Consider the following 23,891-nt stretch of genomic DNA (forward strand, 5'->3'; position numbering starts at 1 on the left):
TAGCCAATGAGTAAACATTTACTATGCTTCAGCGTGGGGTGGCTCGCCTTTGCCCTTTCTGTACTGGCTCAGACTTCCGTGCTGGACCAACGGGTGACGGTACACCAGCGTAATGCCACCATTCAGGAGGTACTCGCAGAACTTTCAGAAAAGTATAAGATCAGCTTCTCCTACAGCAGCAATTTAGTGCCGGTACAAAAAAAGGTAAACCTGCAAACCGGACAAAGACCGTTGCGGCATGTACTGGATGAGTTATTGCGCGGCACTAATACAAACTATAGCCTGATCGGGGGCCAGATTATTCTTCAACCGGCAAAGCAATTGCCTGGCAAAAAAGAGAAAGAGTGGTATACTATCAGCGGATATGTGATTGATGAAGCCTCTGGCGAGGCCCTGGCAGGCGCCACCATAACAGAGGGTGTAACAGGAACCTCCAGTAACGCTTATGGCTTTTACAGCTTACAGACGACCGCAGGGCAGCCACAACTACAGATCCGCTACTTAGGATATACACCACTGCAAATACAACTTGCACCTATTACCCAGGATACGGTTATTATATGGAAACTGCAGGCGAATGCAAACCAGCTAAGTGAGGTAGCAGTAACTGCCGAAAAAATAACTGACCTGCAGCAGGCAAACCGCCTCTCTATGCGCAGCCATGAGATAAAGCAGCTGCCCCGATTTATGGGTGAGGCCGATGCCATTAAAGCGCTACAGCTTATGCCTGGAGTACAGGAAGGCCGGGAAGGTTCTTCTGACCTCATCGTACGTGGCGGCAGCCCCGACCAGAACCTGATTCTGCTTGATGGAGTGCCTGTATACAATGTATCGCACTTGCTAGGCACCTTTTCTGTCTTCAACCCTGATGCTATCAAAAATGTGGACCTGATTAAAGGCGGGTTTCCTGCCCCTTATGGCGGCAGGTTATCTTCAGTGATAGATGTGCAGCTGAAAGAAGGTAATAATAAGCATTTTGCAGGCGAAGGCGCTGTTGGTCTTATCTCCTCTAAACTACTTCTGGAAGGCCCGATTAAAAATGATAAAACTTCTTTTCTCATTGCAGGCCGCCGTACCTATCTCGATCTGCTTGCTATGGCAGCAGCAGCCATGAGCGGAGAATCAATACCCCACTACAACTTCGGAGACCTAAACGCAAAGGTAAACCATACTTTCTCTGCTAAAGACAGAATATACCTGAGCCTGTATGGTGGCCAGGATAAATTTAATGACAACTATTCCTTTGAGCGGTTAGCCGAGAGTGAAGAACAGAAGTTTAATATGCGTTGGGGCAACACTACCGGCGCATTACGTTGGAACCATGTCTACGGCCCCAGGTTGTTTAGCAACATAACCCTCATACACAGCCGCTACAGCTTCAGACAGGTCAGCGAAGTGGAGCGAAAGCAGGTTGATAATACTACATCACGTACAACTAACTACTCCTCCAGTATAAAAGACTGGGGGGCCAAGGCTGATTTTGATTTTGCAGCCACAAACAGGCATAAAATACGATTTGGAACCAGCTACACCTACCATAATTTCAGGCCGGAATCTGTTCTACTGCAGACTGATACCTTAACGCTTACATCAGATTCCTTTTCAAAAATAATAGCTCATGAGTTTTATACTTATGCAGATGACCAAATTCAGTTAAGTGAGCGTCTACAGGCAATCCTGGGACTACATTTTTCAGGATTCACTGTTAACGGCCGGACCTTTACGTCGCTGCAGCCGCGCCTCGGCCTGGGTTATACATCTCCAAAAGGATTTAGCATCAGGGGCTCCTTTGCTACCATGGCGCAGTACATGCACCTCCTCAGCAATACATCTACGGGCACTCCAACCGATGTATGGGCACCTTCCACCGATAAGGTTAAGCCACAGCGCTCGTGGCAAGCCACCTTAGGTGCAGCTGCGCTACTAAAGCAGGATCAACTGGAGCTTACATCCGATCTGTACTATAAAGAGATGAAGGATATAGCTGAATTCAAAGATGGTGCGGATTTTATAACGGACTTTATGCGAAGTGGGCCTAAAACCAATTTTGCTAATTTTGTTGCCCCGCCCTATGAAACCCGAATAGTTAGCGGCAGAGGATGGACCTACGGCTCTGAATGGATGCTGCGCAAGCGACAAGGAAAAACCACAGGTTGGGTCAGCTATACTCTGGCCTGGTCGTGGCGCCAGTTGGATAGCATCAACTTCAATCAGAAATACCCTTACACCTACGACAGCCGGCATAGCGGCTCTGTGGTTATCAACCACCAGTTCAATGAGAAGTGGAGCATTGGAGGAAGCTGGATATACCGGACAGGTTATATGACAACACTGCCTCTGACCCGCTATAAAGCTTACAACGAGTATAAGGACCCACCTGGCTCAAGTTCATCTTACATCGCTAACGTGGACCATGTAGGAGAGCGGAACAACTACCGCATGCCTTCTTATCACCGTCTGGACCTGAGCCTAACCCACACAAAAAAGAAAAAATGGGGAGAGCGTTACTGGAATTTATCAGTGTACAATGCCTACAACCGACAAAACCCATACTTCCTGCAGCTAAGTGAAAACAGCAGAGAGAGCACTGGCAACGATGGTAGCAGTTCTTCACGAACACGCTACTTATATCAAACTTCCTTGTTACCGATTCTGCCTTCCTTTAGTTATGGCTTCAAATTCTAGTTCTTGCAATCATGAGAAAAAGCACATTTAACCTATGCCTGTTGTTTAGTTCTGCACTTTTGCTGTGGAACTGTACCAATGTAATAGAACTTGAACTACCTGAGCATAAGCAACGCCTTGTAGTAAATGGCGTCTTTAACCCGGACAGCACCTGGAGCATTGATATTAGTGGCAGTCAGAGTGCTCTCTCCAATAAGCCTTACGAGCAGGTACAACACGCAACGGTTGGCGTGTACCAGGGCGATAGATTTTTGTACAACCTGCCTCATATAGGAAACGGAAAGTACAAAGCTCAAGAAACTACGCCAAAAGAACTTGAGCATTACACACTCAAAGTGTCAGCGCCAGGTTACCCGGAAGTTCAGGCCTCAGGATTTGCTCCCGCCAAGCCTGCTGTTAGCTATCTCAAAGGTAAAATAATTAACACTTCTGATGGTTCACGAGAAGTAGAGTTAACCTTTGTGCTGAATGACGTGCCCGACTTGCAGAACTATTACTTTATTAGCGCCTTTTACAATGATACCAGTTATTATAATAACCAGGTCTACAAGCACTACACAAGCATAAGCTTTGAGGCACCTGTCGAGCATGAGTTCAGCCTAGGCTGGCTCTATTTTTTCAGCGATAAATTGATAGATGGAAAATCTGTTCCGCTAAAGATACGCACCGGATACCCTGGGAAAGGAAAACTTTTATACTTTAACATAGCGCAGGCTAGCCCTGACTATTACCATTATGTAAGAACACTAACAAAACAGGCTACTATTGATAGCTTTTCACACTCGCCTACCGCGGTACATAATAATATCCAGAACGGTTACGGGGTTTTCGCTGGCCATACTATCCACACTTTCCGCATCCGGTTTTAGAGGTACGACTTGAACTCCTGAGACAAATTTTGCAACCTTTACGTACTACATCAGTTCCTTCGCCGGGTCCCAGAATAGTTTCTCAAAGTCCACTATCTGGTTATTTTCCACCTTTACCCCGTCCTGCTCCAGGCGTTCCTGCATGGCATTGGGCGCATCAAAGTGCTGGCTTCCCGTCAGCATCCCTATCCGGTTCACTACCCGGTGCGCCGGAATTTGGGTCATAGGGTGCGAGGCGATCAGGGCCCAGCCAACCATGCGCGCTGAGCCCTTGGAGCCCAGGTAGCTGGCAATAGCACCGTAAGAGGTAACCCTGCCTTTCGGTATCAGCTTCACCACTTCGTACACATCCTGGAAAAAATTTTTCTTCTGACTGTTTTCGCTCATAGCGGGACTAATTTCTTCTCCTAACTGTTTAAACACAGAAAGTAGTTGTCTGTCGGGCAAAACTACCTATTAGTAGAGGACTAAACCCGACTGTTTTTGTTTAACCCTTCTTGTAAGTAACTTTAAACGTTTTCTTGTTTACCTAGTCTAAGACAAGGGATCTTGTAGCTGATGCATTACTCCAGGACTAGTAAATATAACACATTACCTATAAAACTCTGAAACAATTTAGATGAGCAAACCTGTTAAATCCATTCTTATACTTGTAGCCGTTGTAGCTGTTGGCTACCTGCTCTACTCCAAACTATTAGCAGGCGAGGACAAACCGGCAGCAGGCGGCGGGGGTGGTGGCCCGATGGCTCAGAAAGTAGCTGTAGACGTTTTTGTGGTCTCTCCCACTGCCTACCAGAACAATATCGCCTCTACAGGCACCGTGCTTCCGAATGAGGAGGTAGAGCTGCGCAGCGAAGTAGCAGGTCGTGTAACTAACATAAATTTCCAGGAAGGCAGCCGTGTACGCAAAGGCCAGTTACTGTTTACCGTTAATGCTGCCGAAATGCAGGCGCAGCTGCAGAAGCTGCAGTCTAATCAGAAGCTTTACCGCGATATGGAAGAGCGCCAGCGTACACTGCTGGAGAAAGACTACATCAGCAGACAGGAGTATGACCAGGTTAGCAACCAGCTTGCAACTGCCACTGCCGATATACAGGCCTTGAAAGCTTCTCTTGCCAAGGCTTATGTAAGAGCTCCTTTTGATGGTGTTATTGGTTTGCGCCAGGTAAGTGAGGGCAGTTACGTAACAGCCTCCTCGCCTATTGCACAAATAGTAGACATCAGCCCGGTAAAAATAGAATTCGCTGTACCGGGCCGCTATAGCCAGCAGATAAAAGAAGGTGACAAAATTACCTTTACCGCAGAAGGCAGTCCTAAAGAATATGAGGCTACCATTTACGCCACACAACCCATCATAGATCCTGCTACCAGAACCATGCAGGTACGCGCCCTTTACGATAATAAAAATGAAGAAGTGAAGCCGGGTGCCTTTGTTAAGGTAAATCTTGGCCTGGAAGAAGTAAACGAAGCTATACTTATCCCTACAGAGGCAATTATACCGGAGGCTACAGGCCATAAGGTATTCTTAGCCAAAGGCGGTAAGGCTGTACCTCAAATGGTAAAAATCGGACAGCGTTCTGAGCGTTTTATCCAGATTCTGGACGGTCTTGCTCCCGGTGATTCTGTTATACAGTCTGGTGTGCTGCAGGCGCGGCCTGGTGCCGACCTGACGATCAGGAAAGTAAAAACAGGAGAATAAGCGACTAAAGCTGACCCGTTTACAGAACAAGTACGGTTCACTGCTGTTTTATCCCAGCAAGTATATTTGTAGCCTTCTGGTGTAAAGTATAAGCTATCTCTCTAAGGCTGCACCCGTTGCTGAGCTTTGGGGTATCAATTGAAGATTAAATGCGCAGTTCTGCTGCTCCCGCTCTCTGCAAAGGATAAGCACTTTTGCAGAGATCAGCAAAAGACAAACTGCAACTACTGAATACTAAACTAATATATGGCAAGCTTATCATCCATAAGTATAAAACGCCCGGTACTGGCCATCGTGATGAGTATCACGATTATTGTGTTCGGTATCATTGGAATTTCCTTCCTGGGCGTGCGTGAGTATCCCAGTGTAGACCCACCTATTGTAAACGTATCAACGAGCTACACCGGTGCTAACTCCGAAACGATCGAATCTGAAATCACAGAGCCGCTGGAGGAGTCTATCAACGGTATTGCCGGTATCCGTACGCTTACCTCTAGCAGCCGTGAGGGTAGCAGCAACATTACCGTAGAGTTTAACCTGGGTGTAGACATGGAGGCCGCCGCCAACGACGTTCGTGACCGTGTGGCCCGTGCGCAACGCAGGCTTCCTGATAATGCCGATCCTCCCACTGTGTCTAAAGCCGATGCAGATGCCAACCCTATTATTTTTGTGGGTATAAAAAGCCCGACTCGTTCGTTGCTGGATATCTCTGCCATTGCCCAGGACGTGTTCAAAGAACGTTTGCAAACCATACCTGGCGTAAGCTCCGTGGATATATGGGGTGAGAAACGCTATTCTATGCGTCTGTGGCTGGACCCGGACAAGCTTGCAGCCCTTAACGTTACACCAATTGAAGTACAGAATGCCCTGGTGCGACAGAACCTGGAGCTGCCATCGGGTAGAATAGAAGGCTCTACTACAGAACTTTCGGTTCGAACGATGGGCCGAATTTCTACGCCAGAGGAGTTTAATAATCTTATCGTGCGGGAGGATGCTGACAGGCTGATACGTTTCAGTGACATCGGCCATGCGGAGCTTGCTCCTGAAAACGAGAAATCTATACTTCGCCGCGATGGTATACCAATGGTGGGTGTGGTGCTTATTCCGCAGCCAGGTTCCAACCAGGTTGAGATCGCCGATGAGTTTTACGTGCGCCTGGAGCAGATCAAAAAGGATTTGCCTGAAGACCTGGAAGTAGTAATCGGTTTTGACAATACGCAATACATCAGAGCCTCTATTTCCGAGGTAAAAGAAACTATTTTCGTTGCCTTTGGCCTGGTGGTTATCATCATCTTCCTGTTCCTCCGCGACTGGCGTTCTACAGTAATTCCGGTAGTTGCTATTCCGGTGTCACTCATCGGTGCCTTCTTTATCATGTACCTGATGGATTTCTCTATTAACGTACTGACGTTGCTGGGTATCGTGCTTGCTATTGGTCTGGTAGTGGATGATGCCATTGTAATGCTGGAGAACATCTATGCCCGGATTGAGGCCGGCCAGCAGCCGATGAAAGCTGCCAAGAAAGGCTCGCAGGAAATATACTTTGCCATTATCTCCACTACTGTTGCTCTGGCAGCAGTGTTTATGCCGGTAATCTTCCTGGAAGGTATAACCGGACGCCTCTTCCGTGAATTTGGTATTGTAGTGGCTGGCTCTGTAATCATCTCGTCTTTCGTATCGCTTACGCTAACGCCAATGATGTGCTCGCGCATGTTAAAGCACCGCGAAAGGCCGAACTGGTTCTACCGTAAAACAGAGCCCTTCTTTACATCTCTTACCAACGGGTACCGCAGCAGCCTCGAAAGCTTTATGCGCGTACGTTGGGTGGCCTTTGTGATAATAGTAGTAGCGGCAGTCGCCATTTACCTGTTCATGACTACCTTACCATCTGAGCTTGCTCCAGACGAAGACCGTAATGGCCTGCGTATCAGCGTAACCGGACCAGAAGGTGCCTCTTACGAGTTTATGGACGATTACATGGGAGAGCTGACGCAGCTAGTCAACGATTCCATTAAAGGTATAGACAACATGGTGGCCATGACATCTCCTGGTTTTGCAGGCGGTGGCTCCAACTCCGGCTTCCTGCGTGTTAAATTGGTTGATGCCGATAAGCGCAGCCAATCGCAGCAGGAGATTGTAGAGGAAATTGGCAGATTAACAAACCAACTGACAGGAGCTCGTGCGTTTGCATCAGGCGATAAAGGCCTTGGTGGTGGTCGTGGTGCCGGTCAGCCAGTGCAGTTCGTGGTGCAGTCTCCGGACGGATCAAAGCTACGCGAAATTGTGCCTCAAATAATGGACCTAGCCCGTCAGGACCCTACTTTTGGCTTTGTGGATGTAAACCTGAAGTTCAACAAACCGGAACTGCGCGTAGAGATCAATCGTGAAAAAGCGCAGGCCATGGGTGTTAGTGTGCGCGATGTGGCTCAAACACTGCAGGCTGGCCTCAGTGGGCAGCGTTTCGGGTATTTTATAAAAGACGGCAAGCAATACCAGGTAATTGGCCAGGTTGCCCGCGAGAACCGCTCTGCCCCGATAGACCTTCGCAGTCTGTATGTTAAGAATAATGCAGGGCAACTGATCCAGTTAGATAACCTGATTGAACTTAGTGAGGAAAGCGCTTCGCCGCAGCTTTACCGTTTTAACCGTTTTGCTTCTGCCACTTTTAGTGCCTCACTTGCAAAAGGTAAAACAATCAGCCACGGTATTGAGGCCATGGATGCGATTGCCGATAAAGTACTAGACGATACCTACCAGACTTCACTTGCAGGCCAGTCCCGTGACTTTTCTGAGAGCTCCAGCAGTTTACTATTTGCCTTTATACTTGCACTAGGCCTGATTTATCTGGCGCTTTCAGCTCAGTTTGAGAGCTTCCGCGATCCAGTGATCATCATGTTTACCGTACCGCTTGCCTTGGCAGGTGCACTACTCAGCATTTGGTATTTTGGGGAAACACTTAACATCTTTAGCCAGATTGGCATGATCATGTTGGTGGGTCTTGTAACGAAGAACGGTATCCTATTAGTGGAATTTGCCAATCAGCGCAAAGAGGCAGGGCTTACAAAACTTGAGGCAGCCACCGATGCAGCTGTACAGCGTTTCCGACCAATCCTGATGACCTCGATGTCTACTATACTTGGTACCTTGCCAATTGCACTGGCCTTGGGAGCAGGTGCAGAAAGCAGAGTTTCGATGGGTATTGCTGTAGTGGGTGGCCTTATTTTCGCAACCGGCTTAACACTTTATGTTATTCCGGCTGTTTACTCCTTCTTCTCATCTGCTGAGGCAAACGTAGCCCGCATGGCTGACGACGACGACGCGGAGGATGAGGAGGCACCAAAAGTCACACATCAACCTGAGCCTGCCTACATCAAATAAAGTATAAACAGAAAACTTTTGTTTAAGAACCGACCTTGGATAAACAATTAATGTCTCCATTAAAAACAGCAGCGCTTCTACTAACCGTAGTAGCGCTGCTTTTACCAGCCACCTCGTACAGCCAGGACCAACTTACGCTTCAGGAAGCGATTCGTATTGGATTAGAAAAGAACTATGACATACGGATTGCCGATAAGCAGGAAGATATAGCCGAAAACAATGTAACGCTTGGCAATGCTGGCTTTCTGCCCAATGTAGATGCTCGTGCAACGCGCCTTTTTAGTGAAAACAACTCCAGGCAGGAATTTCAGGCAAGGCCACCCGTTATTCGTACCGGCGCCAGCTCCAATAATATCAACTCCAGTGTAAACCTCAACTGGACTATTTTCGATGGTATGGGCATGTTCATCGAACTGGACAGGCTAAGAGCTCTTGAAAAGTCTGGTAAGCTGTTTACCCGGCAGGTAGTAGAAAACACGGTAGCCGATATCTCAGATGCATATTATGAGGTAGTGCGCCAGAGCCGTAGAATTCAGGCGTTGGAGGATGCGATAGCCATATCGCAGCAGCGCATAGACCTGGCACAGGCACAGTACGAGGTAGGTGTTAGCGCCAAGGTAGAGATCCTGCGTGCCCAAGTAGATTACAATGCCGACCGCTCGGAGCTGCTAAGACAGGAAGAAGCATTGCAAAACGCTAAAATAAACCTGAACCAGCTATTGGGTAGAGAGCCTAATATAGCTTTTTCCGCCATAGATTCTATTCAGGTGGATCACTCGCTAAACTATAGCCAGGTAGATAACGGCTTGGTTTCGTCTAATCCGCTACTGCAACGCCTGCAACTTAACCGCGACATTGCCAGCCTGGATGTAAAAGCAATGAGAGCCAGCCGCTTTCCTACGATAGGAGTAATAAGCGCTTATAACTTTTCACGCTCGGAGGCTGAGCCGCTAAACGAGTTCCAGGCGCAGTTTAACAGAAACCGTGGCTATAACTATGGTCTTGCTGTAAGCCTGCCGATTTTTAATGGCTTCAACATTAACCGTCAGGCTCAAAATGCCCGCATTGCCCTAGAGACTAGTAACCTGGAGTTTCAACGGGAACAAAACAGGCTACAATCTGAAGTTGCAAGGGCTTATAGCCAGTATGCCAACAGGATTAAGTTACTGGAACTAGAAGAGACGAATGTGAAGCTGGCACAGGAAAACGCTGACATTGCTTTAGAGCGGTATAGGCTTGGCTTGCTTACAGCTATTGAACTCCGCGAAGCACAGCGTAACCAGCTGTTGGCAGAGAACAGATTGATAGACATTAAATATGAGGCAAAAACCGCGGAAATAGAACTAAAAAGACTTAGCAGCAGCCTTTTGCAGGAGGTTACACCATAGCAGCCGCTGCACACATATAACAGCATCTAAGTATAAAAGTATAGCCATAGCTATACTTTTATAGTTTCAGGCAGTATAAACTGATTACTTTAAATAATCTATGGAGTCAGAGCTCTTCCAGAAACTAGGTATATCACTTGGCCTTGGCCTACTTGTGGGGCTGCAACGGCAGCACGAGAAGTCTGAGCTGGCAGGCATTCGCACCTTTCCGCTTTTCACACTTTTCGGGTCTGTAGCAGCCCTCCTCTCCCAGTCAATTGGCGGCTGGGTACTTGCAGCTGGGTTACTTAGTGTGGCTACCCTTGTTGCAATCGCGAATATCCTTAAAAGAAAGAATCCTCATTTCGATCCTGGTTTAACAACAGAGGCTGCAGCCTTGCTTATGTTTGTAGTAGGGGCCTATGTTATTTTAGGAGACGGTACAGTTGCCATCGCCATCGGAGCCACCACAGCTGTGCTCCTCCACCTGAAAGAAACGCTGCATCGCATTGTAGAACGCATTGGCGAAAAAGACCTGAAAGCGATCATGCAATTCGTAGTTATACTGCTGATCATACTTCCGATACTGCCAAACGAAACCTATGGCCCCTATGATGTTCTAAACCCGCATAACATCTGGTTGATGGTAGTGTTGATCGTGGGGATAAGCCTTTTGGGGTACTTTGCATACAAAATATTCGGAGGCAGGGCCGGAACAATACTGGGAGGTATACTTGGTGGCCTCATATCAAGCACTGCTACCACTGTAAGTTATGCCCGCCGGTCTAAAGACAGCAACACAAGCACGAGCCTTGCCGCCACTGTAATTTTTATTGCTACTTTCGTTTCAGTTGCACGCATTATCACCGAAGTTGCTGTTGTAGCCCCAGATACGGCGTCTGTTGTGCTTCCCCCTCTAGCTACTTTACTTATACTTATGCTGATTGTAGGGCTTATAACCTACCTGTTCAGCAAAAAAGTACATGACACCATGCCTGAGCAAGGCAACCCTGCTCAATTTAAAGCCGCACTAGTTTTTGGAGCTGTGTATGCTCTGGTTATACTTGCCACAGCTTTTGCCAAAGACCAATTAGGCAACAAAGGACTGTTCATTGTTGCCATTATTTCAGGTCTTACAGATGTCGATGCGATTACGCTTTCAACGGCTCGCCTCATGAACATCGGAAACCTTGATATGCAAAACGGCTGGAAAGTTATACTTGTCGCCGCTTTATCTAACTTAGTTTTTAAGGGAGTTCTGGTTGGAGTTTTGGGCAATTCCAAAGTATTTGCCAGGGTAGGCGTTTTATTTGGCATCGTACTTATAGGAGGCCTGCTGGTACTCTGGTTATGGCCTGCTGAATTTAATCTATCAGCTTTTTTAAGCTGAACAGCAGTAAGAAAACACACCTTATACATAGCAGTTTCTGCTGTTCACTCAAAACTGCTTTCATGCTATTGCAACTTGTTAATATAACTTTATCTTTCTAAAGTTTTATAACAGTTTCTGTTAGTATGAAGAAAACACTTCTGTTGCTACTTTTGCTTTGTTGCATCAAACATGCTTTTACGCAGAGTATGCCAGGAGTGCGTTTTGGTGGGAGTATGAGCAAGATTAATGGCATAAGTACTACCAAAGGCAGCTATGACTGGCTAAAACAGTTTCATGGAGGAATAGTGTTAGCGCATAAGATTGGAGACAAGCTTTACCTGCAGCCAGAACTAATATACTCTCAAAAAGGGTACAGTTTCGAGATTGCAAGAAATAACAAAGGCGTATTTGGCGACACAATCCTGTACCACGAAAAAAACAAGATCAACTACTTAGACTTACCAATACTGGCAAAGGTAGGTACCAAAGGGCTATACTTTGAGGCAGGGCCGCAGTTCTCATTTTTGTTAGACGGCAAACGCACAGAAACCCGTACAACAAGTACCAATGGCTCAACTCAGGAACACGAGCATGCACGTGATTTATTTTCAGTAGTAGAGAAAGTGGATATAGGTTTCGCAGGCGGCTTTGGCTATCAGACAGAGACTGGCCTAGGCTTGGGCTTTAGATTTAACCAGAGCTTTAAAGAAGTTATTGATCAGGAAAACTGGAAGAAGAATATAGCGCTTCAGTTATCTGCTTTCTATTTACTTGGTAAAAAGAAAGAAATAAGAAATATACTACCTCCCCCACCTCCAGTAATCGCCGCACCAGATGTTGAATACTACGACAAAAGAAAAGCTTCGAAAAAAGGATACAGCATTGTTAGTAGTATGAACATGGGCCGTGTTACCTTTAGTAAAGTGGCTGACTCAGAACAAACTCATGTAGAATACAAGATTATATCAACAAGTGGCTTTGCTCCTCAGGATGTGATGATAGCAGGCTCCAGCGGCACAATTCAAGACACAGGCATTGTTAAAGGGTACCGCGATGTTGTTTACCCATTTCAGGGGAGTATACAGTTTTCAATTCCGGCCACAATGGGTACCTCGGCGCCGGCACAAAGCAGAATGGAGTACGAAATAAAGGAGCCAGGCCACTGGCGGATTACAATTACAATTAGTCGTTAGTTAATAGAGTATATGATTAATTCCTGTTGATGCGGAGAAAGCCTTTGTTGTATACCTTCTTCCCTGTTTCTTCATCTACACCATACCAAACATCAACAAGGTATTCTGGTGTATTATAAGTGGTAGCAAACTGACTAATTCCGTCAATAGTTTTATAGTCTGTTACCATTTCATACCCTCTTTCTAGTGCCTTGTAGTAAGCCTCGTCATCATCATCGTTTTCATCCAAAAAGCTGTTATATACCCGGTGGTAACTTTCAGTAACCGCCTCATAAAACCGTTGCAGCTGCGAGGTCTCAAACTCCATGTAGCCTTCTTCGTCTTTTGTCCACCAGCCTTGCAAATCCATACTCTCGGGATTTATACTTTTATTTGAGATGTGGAGTGTGCTTACTCTACGTTCAATATTTTATGTGTCTGCACCGATACACGCCATTCAGGGTTATCTAGTGCGTAATTAATAGCCATTTGCGTGGCCTGATGCAGTCTATCTCCGTCTTCCGGCTGTAGCCACAGCAATGGCAACTGGTTATTCTGCACTTCGTTCAGGCGCTGTCGCTGTGCGAAATCACTATACTTTGCAGGATGGTAATCTGGAAGCACTAGCTTCAGTTCATCAAAATACTCCAGCGTCAACTGTTCCTGCGGCAGCTTCGGGCTGCACACGATCCAATCAGGAGCCTCCAGTCTATTCTCTTCTTCATTCCAGCAGGCTTCCTGCAGCGATACAGTACCGTTTGTTTCGATAGCAATAAAGAAACCTGCCTGGTGCAGCGCCTCCACTAATTCTGCCTTCAGGTGCAGCAGTGGTTCGCCGCCTGTTATAACGCAAAACCTTACATCGCCGCCTACACTGCGCATTTCCTGAGCCAACTCTGCCGCTGTGTAAGCTCTACTACCTTCTTTCGTAAAATCAGTGTCGCACCACATCGGGCAGTTAGCGCCAGTGCGGGCGGCATCACGTTCTCGTGTGTCTGCGTAGCCAGACCACAGGTTGCAGCCTACCATGCGCACAAACACAGCCGGACGGCCTGCAAACAAACCCTCTCCCTGTAGTGTTTTCCAAACTGATTTTACTCTGTATGTTGTCTCTTTTACAACGTTAAATTCCATCTTCTGATTCTCCTCTTCTTATCCTAACCAGCCTTTTGCTTTTGCCTCTTCATAACCCTTAGCTCTAAGTATAGATGCCGGGTTATCCAGCTTTCCGTAGCCCCACTCGTTGTAGGTGCTGCGGTCGCCGTTGTAGTCTGTATGCGACATATCGCGCACTATATCCAGCACTCCCAAGTCATGGGCAAGCTTCCATGCCTCTGCCTTGCTCTTGTACATAAGCGGCGTATGTATTCTTACATCCTTGTCCAATGCCAGTGACATTGTTGTCTGCAGCGAGTCGATGAACACGCGTCGGCAATCTGGATAGCCAGAGAAATCAGCCTGACACATACCTCCTACAATGTCGGTGATATTTCTGGTAAAGGCATGACTGATGGCGATGGTAAGAAAAACAGCGTTCCTGCCCGGCACAAACGAGGCCGGCAGCTCTTCGTTCAGCTCATGCGGTGCCGACATATCCTTGTCATGCTCGGTAAGGGCCGACCCCTGCAGCATACCGCTAATGTCGATTACCTTAAAAGGCACCTGCGCTTTCTCAGCGATCAGCTGTGCCTGCTTTAGCTCCACCTCGTGCTTTTGGCCATACTTAAAGCCCAGTGCTTCCACATTTTTAAACTGCTCCTTTGCCCAGAACAGGCATGTGGTAGAATCCTGACCTCCTGAAAAAAGAACTAAAGCGGTATCTGTCATAAGTGACATAATGGTTTTTGTAGTTTTATATCTGATAGGTTATAGAGCTATTGCCCTTTCAACACGTTTCTCTTCTCTCTCTGACAGCAGCGCAGCTATACTTACCTCATGTTCGGCATAGCAGGTTTCTGTTTCCTGCAGCTTCACATATACACTTTCGATATTGTATTGCAACATTATATCAAAAGCATGCTGGCCAAGATAATCGATCACGTACAGGCAAATGTTTTCGGAAGTGGTATCGAAGGGCAATGTATAATGCTTGGATTTTAACAGCTCCATTGCCTGCAGCAGTTCGGCATCTGTCTCGGCAACCAACACGCCGTGATCCCAGGCTTTTACCAGCGGTGCCAGCACTTTCTTGATTTCCTTGAAGTCGATCAGCATCCCGTTTTTACCGGCTGGCCCGCTAAGCTCTACCCACATCTGGTACGAGTGGCCGTGCAGGTTCTGGCATCCGTCTGTATGCCAGGGTAAGCGGTGCGCCCCTTCCCATCTAAATCTTTTGGCTACTTTCATTTTAACTTTACTAATACTGGGGCAACAATGCCAAACAAACACCTCTGTGTCCCAGAACCAAACTCAACTGTATTCAGGCAGTGCTAAACCCTCTATTGCAAGCATTTCAGCAGCAAAAGCGATTGCGCCATAAACCCCGCAAGTTACTCATAAAATAACTCTGGTAATTACACTTTCATTCCTTAGGCCGATATATTTATACAAATAGCACCAATTAAGTACTAACTTTGTTGCACCAAAAAATCATGCATAGTAAAAGTGATGAACAACACAGAACAAATTGATATTAAGGAACAATTAAAGGACACTTACAAGAAAGCGCTGGAACATACCAGCAGTGCACTTGATTACATGGCTGAGTATGGCATTAAGCCGGACGGTAAGTTTGGTTTATTTTTCTCTCCTGATACCCGCCAGAAGGACATTCATATCATGCCTTACAAGCATACAGCAAAGCAAGTAGTAGTATATGAAACAGAAGCTGGTGAGTTTTCTGCCCTTTGCCCATTCTCTGGCCTTCCGGACTTTGGTACGCTTCGTGTAGAGTATGTTCCGGGCTCGCATATACTTGAACTTAAAAGCCTGAAATATTACCTGCTTTCGTGGAGAAATATCGGCTCGGCACAGGAAGACATTACTGCTTATGTGTTTGAGGACCTGCGCAAGATTTTAGCTGACGCTGATTACCTGAAAGTTACTACGGTATACAATGTGCGTGGAGGCATTAACACAACCTGTGAGATTGACAGCAGAATGCAATAAGTAACAGCTTTATCCCAAGTATAAAATTGCAATACGGTTAGCCGCAATGGGCTCAACCAGTATAGATTACTTAAAGTATAAAAGCCGCTTCACTAAAATGGAGCGGCTTTTATACTTTAGCAGGGTGTTGTGCAAGCGCCTTATGATGAAAACCTTCATCAGTCTTTTCTAAAGTCTTTTCTAAAGCTCATAAAAGTATCAATCAATTCTGCCGTTATATTCTACACACGGTATAGCTTAACCTGCTCCTGACGCTACAGTCGCGGCTTTACAACCAAGTTATAAATTAAACATCCTAGCACCGCGCCAAAGTATTTAACTGACATTACTTTATACTTCTGATACAAAAATTGCATCTTTATTAATTTCAAAATTGAAAAAATAGAGTATTTTGCATTAAAGGCATTTTATTACGCGCGATTGCCACAAAATATTAAGCCTGTTTCTGCACCCTACAATCACCTAAGTTAGTATGAGCATCATCCGGGATATCTCCATCAAGAACAAACTATTACTCGTCACCCTCATTCCGCTTGTTGCTTTATTTTACTTTCTTTCTGTAGATGTTGCCGATGGCATAAGAAGCAGAGAGCGGGTGCAACAAGTGTATGACGACGTATTAAAAGCGGAGGCGATCTCGGATGTGCTGCACCAGATTCAGCAGGAACGTGGTTACTCGCTCGGGTATATTTTGAGCGAAGGCACAGAGGAAAAAGACGAACTCTTCAGGCAGCGCGAGCAAACCGACAAGGCTATTTTCGAACTCAGGAAACTGCTAACGAGGCAAGATACAGGAATTACCACAGCCCAGAATAAGCTAAATAAGCTACCTGACCTGAGAGGACGAATAAACACGCGCAGTGCTAACCCAGACAGTGTACGCGATGCGTTGGGAGATATCAACACAGCCCTTATAGATGAGATAAGCAAGACAGCACTATACTCCAAAAGCCCTGAGGTGAAAAACCACCTAAATGCCCACTTATTTCTGCTATACGGCAAAGAGTATTTTGGCCAACTGCGTGCTAGCCTGAAGCAAGCACTACTTAGAGGCAGCTTCGACGAAAATGGATTTGCAGAGTTCGCCGCACTCAAAGGACGCCATGAGATAAGCCTCGAAAGTTTCAAAAAAAATGCCTCCGATGACATTGCAGAATTCTACAATAACCAGTCAGAAACACAGCCTATACTTAAAGTACAGCAAATAATGAATGCTGTCTACAATACACCTTCCCTCTCTCAGCTACAGTACACCGAGGACGAATGGTGGATAAACGGTGTTGCCTATTTAAACACGTTAAAAGAAGTAGAGGCATATTCGGCATTAGCCATTCGGCAAACAGCTGAAAACCAACTACAGGAAATATATGGCGCGCTCCTAAAAAATATTGTTGTTGCCGTTATTACACTGCTGCTCATCACGCTGCTGCTCTACTATACTATCTCCTACATCGTAAGCTCTATACTTCAGATAAAGGATGCAGCTGATAGGATTTCGCAAGGCAACCTGGACCTGCAGTTGTCTATGGACTCTAAAGATGAAATTGGCAGCCTTGCAAGCTCATTTAATAAACTGATCCAGGTATCGAGAGAGTATGCAGAGGCTGCAGATGTTATAGGGCACGGCGATTACTCTCCTGTGGTTCGGGTAAGAGGAGAATCAGATGTACTTGGCGCTTCGCTGCTAAACATGAAAAACAACCTGCAGGAGCTTTCTTTCCAGAACGAAAAACGCAACTGGCTGCTAACTGGCAACAGCGAGCTAAACGACCTGATGCACGGCGAGCAGGAAATCCAGGAACTGGCGCAGGAAGTGGTAAAAAAGATAACAACCTACCTTAATGGCCAGATCGGAGCTATTTATCTTTCTGAGAACGGGCACTTGCGCCTTGTTGGGAGCTATGCCTTTAACTACCATAAAGACATTATAAAATATGGCGAAGGACTTATTGGTCAGGCTGCACTGGAGAAAAAGCCAATTGTATTAAGACAGGTACCTAACGATTACATTAAGGTAAATTCTGCGCTTGGCAACACATCCCCAAAAAATATAATTGTCTACCCGTTTCTGTTTGATGAAGAGGTAAAAGGAGTAATTGAGGTTGGCACCACCAGCGAGTTTTCGAAGTATGACATGGAGTTCTTGGACACAGTTGCCGAAAATATTGGCATTGCATTTAATTCCATGCAGTCCAGAACTATGCTAAAAGAACTGCTTGAGGAAACACAGCGGCAGGCCGAAAAGTTGGAGGCACAGCAGGAAGAACTGCGCCAGACTAACGAGGAGCTTCAGGAAAAGACAAATCTGCTGGAGGAGTCGGAAGCTGAGTTGAAGGCGCAGCAGGAAGAGCTACAGCAAACAAACGAAGAGCTTGAAGAGCAGGCTAACCTACTGGAAGAGCAAAAGAATAGTCTCGAGGTGGCCAAGATGGAGATCGAAACAAAAGCAAAGGAACTGGAAATTACAAATAAGTATAAGTCTGAGTTCCTGGCCAACATGTCGCACGAACTGCGTACCCCGCTAAACAGCATACTTATCCTGTCGCAGCTGCTCGGCGAGAACAAGACAAAAGCGCTAGGGCCTAAAGAAGTTGAGTTTGCCAAAAATATTTACAGTTCCGGCACAGACCTGCTAAATCTGATCAACGAGATCCTGGATCTATCGAAGGTTGAGTCGGGCAAAATAGAGCTGGAGATAGACATTGTTGACCTAAATGAGATAAGCAGCAACTTGCAAGCCACTTTCAGAGAGGTGGCTATTAACCGGGGAGTTAATTTCGACCTACACCTAAGAGAAGAAAGTATAGTCCAACCCTTTGCCACAGACAAGCAGCGACTGGAGCAGATCCTGCGAAACCTGCTTTCCAATGCCTTTAAGTTTACCGATAAGCGCGGCACTGTAACATTAGATATATACTCTGTAAAACCGCCTAGTATGTTGCGGAACAACAAGCTGCACACATTACCTGAAGTTATATCTTTTGCTGTATCTGATACGGGTGTCGGTATTCCAGAGAATAAGCAGGCAGTAATTTTTGAGGCATTTCAACAAGCAGATGGATCTACTAAACGGAAGTATGGCGGTACAGGCCTTGGCTTATCCATCAGCAGGGAGTTAGCCAATGCCCTAGGTGGAGAAATACTGCTAGAGAGCGAGGCAGGAAAAGGAAGTACCTTTACCCTATACCTACCTTATACTTTTGATGCAAACTTATCTGAACATTCGGAGAAGGAGATAGCTGTAAAGCCCAAACCCGAGAGAATACTAACACCCTATGTGGAGCCTCAGGATTACATGCAGCAACAGGAAAATGTAACTGATGACAGGTATGCCATCAAAGAAAATGATAAAGTTATCCTGATTGTGGAAGACGATGATCAGTTTGCCGATATCTTGCTAAATTTTGTTAGGGAGAAGGGCTATAGAGGCATACTGGCACACCAGGGCAATATAGCCTTAAGTCTCGCCAGGCACCATAGCCCCGATGCCATTATACTTGATATGAAACTGCCTGTGATGGATGGCGCCGAGGTACTCAGGCATCTTAAAAATGATCCGGAGCTTCGCCACATACCGGTGCAGGTAATTTCCGGTTACGATCGCCGTAACGAAGGCTTTGAACTTGGCGCATTTGATTTCATCAAAAAACCAATCACACAGAACGAGTTAGATGCATCTTTTGGCCGGATTGAAGAATTCATTAACCGAAAGTTGAAAAGGTTGCTTGTTGTAGAAGATAATAAGCAACAGAACATGGCTATCAGAGAACTGGTAAGCAACAGCGATGTAAAATCGTTCTCAGCCTATACCGGAGAAGAAGCTTACAAGATGCTGCAGAAAGAAAAGTTCGACTGCGTAATTATTGACCTGGGACTTCCAGACATGGGCGGTATGGACCTACTCGAAAAAATCAAAGCAAATGAGGACTTCTATAAAGTACCCATAATAGTTTATACCGGAAAAGAGCTTACCAAAGAAGAGACCTCCAAGCTACACAAGCTTGCCAATACAGTAGTACTTAAAACCGTTGACTCTACCGAGCGCCTATTGGATGAAACAGTTTTGTTCTTGCACAGTGTAGAATCGAAGCTACCTAAAGAGAAACAGCAGATACTGCGTAAACTGCACAGAACTGATGAGGTGCTGCATAACAAAAAGATTTTGATCGTGGATGATGACATGCGCAATATCTACTCGCTCACAAATGCCCTGGAGGAAGAAGGAGTGCGCTGCATTACAGCTGAAAACGGGAAGGAAGCTATTAGAATGTTGCAGGAACAGCCTGATACAGATATAGTACTGATGGACGTGATGATGCCGGAGATGGACGGCTATGAAACCACACGGGAGATCAGGAAGATGAGCAAATTTAGTAAGTTGCCTGTTATTGCGCTTACAGCAAAAGCCATGAAAGGCGACCGCGAAAAGTGCCTGGAAGCTGGTATGTCTGATTATGTGCCTAAGCCTGTAAATATAGAACAACTGCTGTCGCTGATGCGCGTGTGGCTATACAAGTAAATGCCAAACAGTTTACCAGGATAGCTTAAAAGCAGTCATCAAAATTAGGTAAAGTGCTTTTATTTCTGCTGTCCCTATTATAGCCGTAACTGTTAATTCCTGTAAAAGGAACTGATACATATATCAAAACCGGTTAATCTGAAAGAACTGCAGGGTAGAGCTGATGAGCTCTTCCGCACTAACAAGTATCGTAGCATTGTATCATTACCAGATGCTTTTCGTTAAACTGCCTTGGCTTAGCAAAATGATTTTATCACCTAGGCGCAAAAAAGGCAAAAAGACATAATGCATGATAACTAGTGCCGAATTACAGGAACTGCTCACCTCTATCCGGAATAACTACGGGTACGATTTTACAGAGTATGCAGAAGCCTCTGCGGCGCGGCGCGTACAGCATTATATGCGCACCAACCGGGTTAACTCCATACAAGAACTAAGTAAAAGCCTTTTAACAGACGAGAATGCCTTTGCCCAGTTTGTGCTGGAATTTACTGTTAATGTAACAGAGATGTTCCGTGATCCCACATTTTATAAGAGCCTGCGCGAAAACGTACTAAAACACCTGGCTACTTATCCAGTTATCAAAATATGGATAGCTGGGTGCTCTACCGGGGAAGAAGTATACTCTACGGCAATTCTGCTGAAAGAAGAAGGCTTGCTAGACCGCTCTGTAATTTATGCCACTGATATAAACCAGCGAGCATTACAGACAGCTAAAGATGGCATTTACCGCATGGACCTGATGAAAGCTTATACTTCCAACTACCAGAAGGCAGGCGGCAAAAACTCTTTTTCAGACTATTATACTGCCAAGTATGATTCGGCTATGGTAGACAAATCGCTAAAACAGAACGTCGTGTTCTCTATTCATAACCTGGCTGTTGACTCCTCGTTCAATGAGTTTCAGCTTATACTTTGCCGCAACGTACTTATTTACTTTAACCAGAAGCTGCAGAACAGAGTAATCAACCTTTTTTATGATAGCCTTAGCCCGTTCGGCTTTCTTGCCCTTGGAAGTAAAGAATCGCTGCTTTTTTCAGACAAACAAAAGGAATTTACTGATATAGACAAAAGAGAAAAAATCTATAGAAAGAAAATTAAACCGGCAACTAAAACATGAAATACGAGGCGGTGGTAATCGGCACATCGGCAGGCGGCTTATATGTTCTTACTGCCATATTGGAGGCCTTGCCTGCTACTTTTCCGCTGCCCATCATTATTGTGCAGCACCGCTCAAAAGACGAACGTACCTTGCTGGAGGAAGTGCTTTCGCAGAAATGTAAAATACACATAAAGCAAGTCGATGAAAAGGAGATTATAAAAGGTGGCACTGTATACTTCGCTCCACCGGATTACCATCTTCTGATAGAACAGGACCGCACTTTCTCACTATCCTGTGACGAACGCGTAAACTACAGTCGCCCTTCTATCGATGTCCTTTTTGAAACAGCTGCCTATACATACAAAGATAAACTACTGGCCATCATACTTACCGGTGCAAACCAAGACGGGGCAAATGGCATTAGAACCATAAGAAAGATGCACGGTACCACCATTGCACAAGACCCAGCCAATGCCCTATATCCGGCCATGCCTAAAGCTGCTATCGCCACAGGTTGTGTGCAAAATATTCTTTCATTGGAGCACATTAAAAATTTTGTACTTGGATTATATACAGTATAAGTAATCTACTTTATATATTTTTTTAATTACACACTTTGCCAATTAATTGATTAACAGTATATTGTAAATACATTTAATGTAAGTGTAACAGATGTTACGAATCAACCCACTATAGCACACACTCAAAATTATTATATACAGAAGTTTAGGTGATGTGGCAGACAGAGGCTCCGAAGTAAATGCCAAAGAAAGACAAAGTTAATATTCTGATAGTCGATGATAAGGTAAATAACATTTTTGCGCTGGAGCAAATGTTGTTCAAACCTGGTAGATGCATACTTAGCGCAACCAATGGAAATGAGGCGCTGAGAACAGTCCTGAATAAGGATATCGACCTGATCATACTGGATGTGCAGATGCCTGAGATGGACGGCTTTGAGGTTGCCCAGATTCTGAAGTCGAACAAAAGGACAAGAGAAATCCCAATTATTTTTGCCTCCGCGGAAAAGAAGGAGCACCACTTTATGATGAAGGGCTTTGAGGAAGGCGCCATTGATTACCTATACAAGCCCCTGAACCGCGAACTAACAGAAGCAAAAGTATCGGTGCTGCTGGAACTGCACCTGCAGAAGAAAAAACTACTGGAGAATAACCTTGCACTTGAGAAGTTTGCCTTACTCATCAACAACTCTGCAGATATCATCTGCATCATCAACCCCGAAACATTAAAGTTTGAAGAAGTAAACCAGGCTATACAATCATTATTGGGTTATACGGTCGAGGAGGTGAAAGACACCTCGTTGCTGCTGTACCTAACAGAGGATTATGGGCAACGGGTGCAAAAGTTAAGCAAACAAGTATCGGATAGTTTATCTTTCGAGACTAAAGTATACGACAAAGACAGAAGAATTAAGTGGTTGCACTGGAACATTGTAAGCAAGAACGGCTTGTGGTTTGCCAATGCACGAGACATTACAGAGGCCAAAGAAGTTGAGGAAATAAAAAGTTACTTGGCCACCGTAGTAAAGCAGTCTAACGACGCTATTTACCTGCACAGCCCTGACGGGCAAATTATCTCATGGAACACAGGTGCTGAGCAAATCTACGGTTTCTCGGAGGCAGAGGCGCTAGGTATGAAGATCTGGAACCTAGTGCCTGACTTTTTGCTGAGCGAAGCCCAGGAGATAGTGGAAAGTATACTTGAAGGCAGCCAGATACAGGCTTTAGAAACGAAGCGAGTAACTAAATGTGGTGAGGTGATAGATGTTGTTTTTGCCGCTTCGGTGCTTACCGATTCGGATAGCAACCTGAAATCGGTGGCTATTACGGAACGCAACATTACAGCGCAAAAAAAATCGGAACGGGAGATAAAACAGCTTAACACAGACCTGAAGCGGAACGTGGCCCAATTGGAGATAACAAACAAAGAACTAGAGTCTTTTTCTTATTCTGTTTCGCATGACTTACGCGCTCCGCTTCGTGCCATAAACGGTTACGCCAACATTATTCGGGAAGATTATAAAGACCACTTGGATGATGAACTGAGGCGGCTGCTGGAAATCATACAGAACAATGCTAAAAAGATGGGCACGCTTATAGATGATCTGCTGGCATTCTCAAAACTTGGAAGAAAGGAGCTGGTTAAGTCAACTGTTAACACTGCCGGAATGGTTAAGCAGATTATTTCTGAAACGGAAACAAGTGCCAAACACAGGGTAAACTTTGTTATTGGAAAACTGATTTCTGCAGAGGGAGATTATACTTTACTTAACCAGGTTTTCATCAATTTAGTGTCTAACGCCGTAAAATACTCTTCAAAGAATGAAAATCCGCGGGTAGAAGTGAGCTCCTACACTACCGACGACGAAATTATCTATTATATCAAAGACAACGGCACCGGCTTTAACATGGATTACGCACATAAATTGTTTGGTGTGTTTCAGCGCCTCCATTCCGACCAGGACTTTGAGGGCACTGGCGTTGGACTGGCAATAGTACAGCGGGTTATAGTTAAGCATGGTGGCAGGGTTTGGGCCGAAGGAGAGCTTAACAAAGGCGCAACATTTTATTTTTCTTTACCTAAACCTGTAAGCTAAAAC

17 protein-coding genes are annotated in these 23,891 nt (G+C 45.5%); 12 read left to right on the forward strand and 5 right to left on the reverse strand.

All coding sequences use genetic code 11. The annotated features are described in order from the left end of the window. Window positions 1-6 precede the first annotated feature (6 nt). Both H8S84_RS11800 and H8S84_RS11805 read left to right on the forward strand, forming a co-directional pair. Window positions 7-2,685 carry a TonB-dependent receptor gene (locus tag H8S84_RS11800; protein WP_187067547.1) on the forward strand — a complete coding sequence of 893 codons (2,679 nt, stop codon included), beginning with the start codon at window positions 7-9 and terminating at the stop codon, window positions 2,683-2,685. An 11-nt stretch (window positions 2,686-2,696) separates the two neighbouring features. Beyond that, window positions 2,697-3,554, forward strand: coding sequence for a DUF4249 domain-containing protein (locus H8S84_RS11805; protein WP_187067548.1), 858 nt, complete (start codon window positions 2,697-2,699; stop codon window positions 3,552-3,554). A 45-nt stretch (window positions 3,555-3,599) separates the two neighbouring features. On the opposite strand, the gene H8S84_RS11810 is transcribed toward H8S84_RS11805, so the two are convergent. Next, window positions 3,600-3,941: an MGMT family protein gene (locus H8S84_RS11810; RefSeq protein ID WP_187067549.1), complete on the reverse strand. Its 342-nt coding sequence runs from the start codon at window positions 3,939-3,941 to the stop codon at window positions 3,600-3,602. A 232-nt stretch (window positions 3,942-4,173) separates the two neighbouring features. Between H8S84_RS11810 and H8S84_RS11815 the strand changes: the two genes are divergently transcribed. The 5 genes from H8S84_RS11815 to H8S84_RS11835 all read left to right on the forward strand — a co-directional run bounded on the left by H8S84_RS11815 (window position 4,174) and on the right by H8S84_RS11835 (window position 12,563). Beyond that, complete coding sequence (locus H8S84_RS11815) at window positions 4,174-5,253, forward strand: efflux RND transporter periplasmic adaptor subunit (RefSeq protein WP_187067550.1); 1,080 nt, start codon at window positions 4,174-4,176, stop codon at window positions 5,251-5,253. Window positions 5,254-5,499: 246 nt separating this feature from the next. Beyond that, the gene (locus H8S84_RS11820; protein WP_187067551.1) at window positions 5,500-8,631 is read left to right on the forward strand and encodes an efflux RND transporter permease subunit; all 3,132 of its coding nucleotides are present in this window, start codon (window positions 5,500-5,502) and stop codon (window positions 8,629-8,631) included. Between the two features lie 50 nt (window positions 8,632-8,681). Further along, the gene (locus tag H8S84_RS11825) at window positions 8,682-10,019 is read left to right on the forward strand and encodes a TolC family protein (protein WP_187067552.1); all 1,338 of its coding nucleotides are present in this window, start codon (window positions 8,682-8,684) and stop codon (window positions 10,017-10,019) included. A 100-nt stretch (window positions 10,020-10,119) separates the two neighbouring features. Continuing rightward, entirely contained in the window at window positions 10,120-11,388 is a 1,269-nt protein-coding gene (locus H8S84_RS11830) for an MgtC/SapB family protein (protein WP_187067553.1), read from the forward strand. 188 nt (window positions 11,389-11,576) lie between these two features. Further along, the gene (locus H8S84_RS11835) at window positions 11,577-12,563 is read left to right on the forward strand and encodes a porin family protein (RefSeq protein WP_262890236.1); all 987 of its coding nucleotides are present in this window, start codon (window positions 11,577-11,579) and stop codon (window positions 12,561-12,563) included. 16 nt (window positions 12,564-12,579) lie between these two features. Here the strand turns inward: H8S84_RS11835 and H8S84_RS11840 are convergent, their stop codons facing one another. Genes H8S84_RS11840 through H8S84_RS11855 form a run of 4 tightly spaced genes read right to left on the reverse strand, consistent with a single transcriptional unit; the run spans window position 12,580 to window position 14,888 of the window. Continuing rightward, on the reverse strand, window positions 12,580-12,912 hold the full coding sequence (locus H8S84_RS11840; protein WP_187067555.1) for a hypothetical protein: 333 nt from the start codon (window positions 12,910-12,912) through the stop codon (window positions 12,580-12,582). A gap of 41 nt (window positions 12,913-12,953) precedes the next feature. After that, window positions 12,954-13,676 carry a 7-carboxy-7-deazaguanine synthase QueE gene (locus H8S84_RS11845; RefSeq protein WP_187067556.1) on the reverse strand — a complete coding sequence of 241 codons (723 nt, stop codon included), beginning with the start codon at window positions 13,674-13,676 and terminating at the stop codon, window positions 12,954-12,956. An 18-nt stretch (window positions 13,677-13,694) separates the two neighbouring features. Beyond that, the gene (queC, locus tag H8S84_RS11850; RefSeq protein ID WP_230407156.1) at window positions 13,695-14,369 is read right to left on the reverse strand and encodes a 7-cyano-7-deazaguanine synthase QueC; all 675 of its coding nucleotides are present in this window, start codon (window positions 14,367-14,369) and stop codon (window positions 13,695-13,697) included. A 39-nt stretch (window positions 14,370-14,408) separates the two neighbouring features. After that, complete coding sequence (locus H8S84_RS11855) at window positions 14,409-14,888, reverse strand: 6-pyruvoyl trahydropterin synthase family protein (protein ID WP_187067558.1); 480 nt, start codon at window positions 14,886-14,888, stop codon at window positions 14,409-14,411. A gap of 261 nt (window positions 14,889-15,149) precedes the next feature. Between H8S84_RS11855 and queF the strand changes: the two genes are divergently transcribed. The 5 genes from queF (at window position 15,150) to H8S84_RS11880 (ending at window position 23,888) form a co-directional block, all read left to right on the forward strand. Continuing rightward, on the forward strand, window positions 15,150-15,650 hold the full coding sequence (queF, locus tag H8S84_RS11860) for a preQ(1) synthase (RefSeq protein ID WP_187067559.1): 501 nt from the start codon (window positions 15,150-15,152) through the stop codon (window positions 15,648-15,650). Between the two features lie 472 nt (window positions 15,651-16,122). Continuing rightward, a complete protein-coding gene (locus H8S84_RS11865; RefSeq protein ID WP_187067560.1) occupies window positions 16,123-20,169 on the forward strand; it encodes a response regulator in 4,047 nt (1,348 codons plus the stop codon). A gap of 289 nt (window positions 20,170-20,458) precedes the next feature. Next, window positions 20,459-21,289, forward strand: coding sequence for a CheR family methyltransferase (locus tag H8S84_RS11870; protein WP_187067561.1), 831 nt, complete (start codon window positions 20,459-20,461; stop codon window positions 21,287-21,289). After that, on the forward strand, window positions 21,286-21,852 hold the full coding sequence (locus H8S84_RS11875; protein ID WP_187067562.1) for a chemotaxis protein CheB: 567 nt from the start codon (window positions 21,286-21,288) through the stop codon (window positions 21,850-21,852). The genes H8S84_RS11870 and H8S84_RS11875 overlap by 4 nt, the downstream gene beginning before the upstream one ends. Window positions 21,853-22,031: 179 nt before the next feature. Beyond that, window positions 22,032-23,888, forward strand: a complete 1,857-nt coding sequence (locus H8S84_RS11880) for a PAS domain S-box protein (protein WP_187067563.1) — start codon at window positions 22,032-22,034, stop codon at window positions 23,886-23,888. Window positions 23,889-23,891 lie beyond the last annotated feature (3 nt).

Source organism: Pontibacter cellulosilyticus (genome assembly GCF_014306105.1).
Lineage (GTDB): Bacteria > Bacteroidota > Bacteroidia > Cytophagales > Hymenobacteraceae > Pontibacter > Pontibacter cellulosilyticus.

Coding starts and splice junctions, on each gene's coding strand:
- H8S84_RS11835 (WP_262890236.1), top strand. CDS start 11,577: ATGCCAGGAGTGCGTTTTGGTGGGAGTATGAGCAAGATTAATGGCATA.
- queF (WP_187067559.1), top strand. CDS start 15,150: ATGAACAACACAGAACAAATTGATATTAAGGAACAATTAAAGGACACT.
- H8S84_RS11820 (WP_187067551.1), top strand. CDS start 5,500: ATGGCAAGCTTATCATCCATAAGTATAAAACGCCCGGTACTGGCCATC.
- H8S84_RS11825 (WP_187067552.1), top strand. CDS start 8,682: ATGTCTCCATTAAAAACAGCAGCGCTTCTACTAACCGTAGTAGCGCTG.
- H8S84_RS11815 (WP_187067550.1), top strand. CDS start 4,174: ATGAGCAAACCTGTTAAATCCATTCTTATACTTGTAGCCGTTGTAGCT.
- H8S84_RS11805 (WP_187067548.1), top strand. CDS start 2,697: ATGAGAAAAAGCACATTTAACCTATGCCTGTTGTTTAGTTCTGCACTT.
- H8S84_RS11810 (WP_187067549.1), bottom strand. CDS start 3,941: ATGAGCGAAAACAGTCAGAAGAAAAATTTTTTCCAGGATGTGTACGAA.
- queC (WP_230407156.1), bottom strand. CDS start 14,369: ATGACAGATACCGCTTTAGTTCTTTTTTCAGGAGGTCAGGATTCTACC.
- H8S84_RS11870 (WP_187067561.1), top strand. CDS start 20,459: ATGATAACTAGTGCCGAATTACAGGAACTGCTCACCTCTATCCGGAAT.
- H8S84_RS11845 (WP_187067556.1), bottom strand. CDS start 13,676: ATGGAATTTAACGTTGTAAAAGAGACAACATACAGAGTAAAATCAGTT.
- H8S84_RS11840 (WP_187067555.1), bottom strand. CDS start 12,912: ATGGATTTGCAAGGCTGGTGGACAAAAGACGAAGAAGGCTACATGGAG.
- H8S84_RS11875 (WP_187067562.1), top strand. CDS start 21,286: ATGAAATACGAGGCGGTGGTAATCGGCACATCGGCAGGCGGCTTATAT.
- H8S84_RS11830 (WP_187067553.1), top strand. CDS start 10,120: ATGGAGTCAGAGCTCTTCCAGAAACTAGGTATATCACTTGGCCTTGGC.
- H8S84_RS11880 (WP_187067563.1), top strand. CDS start 22,032: ATGCCAAAGAAAGACAAAGTTAATATTCTGATAGTCGATGATAAGGTA.
- H8S84_RS11855 (WP_187067558.1), bottom strand. CDS start 14,888: ATGAAAGTAGCCAAAAGATTTAGATGGGAAGGGGCGCACCGCTTACCC.
- H8S84_RS11800 (WP_187067547.1), top strand. CDS start 7: ATGAGTAAACATTTACTATGCTTCAGCGTGGGGTGGCTCGCCTTTGCC.
- H8S84_RS11865 (WP_187067560.1), top strand. CDS start 16,123: ATGAGCATCATCCGGGATATCTCCATCAAGAACAAACTATTACTCGTC.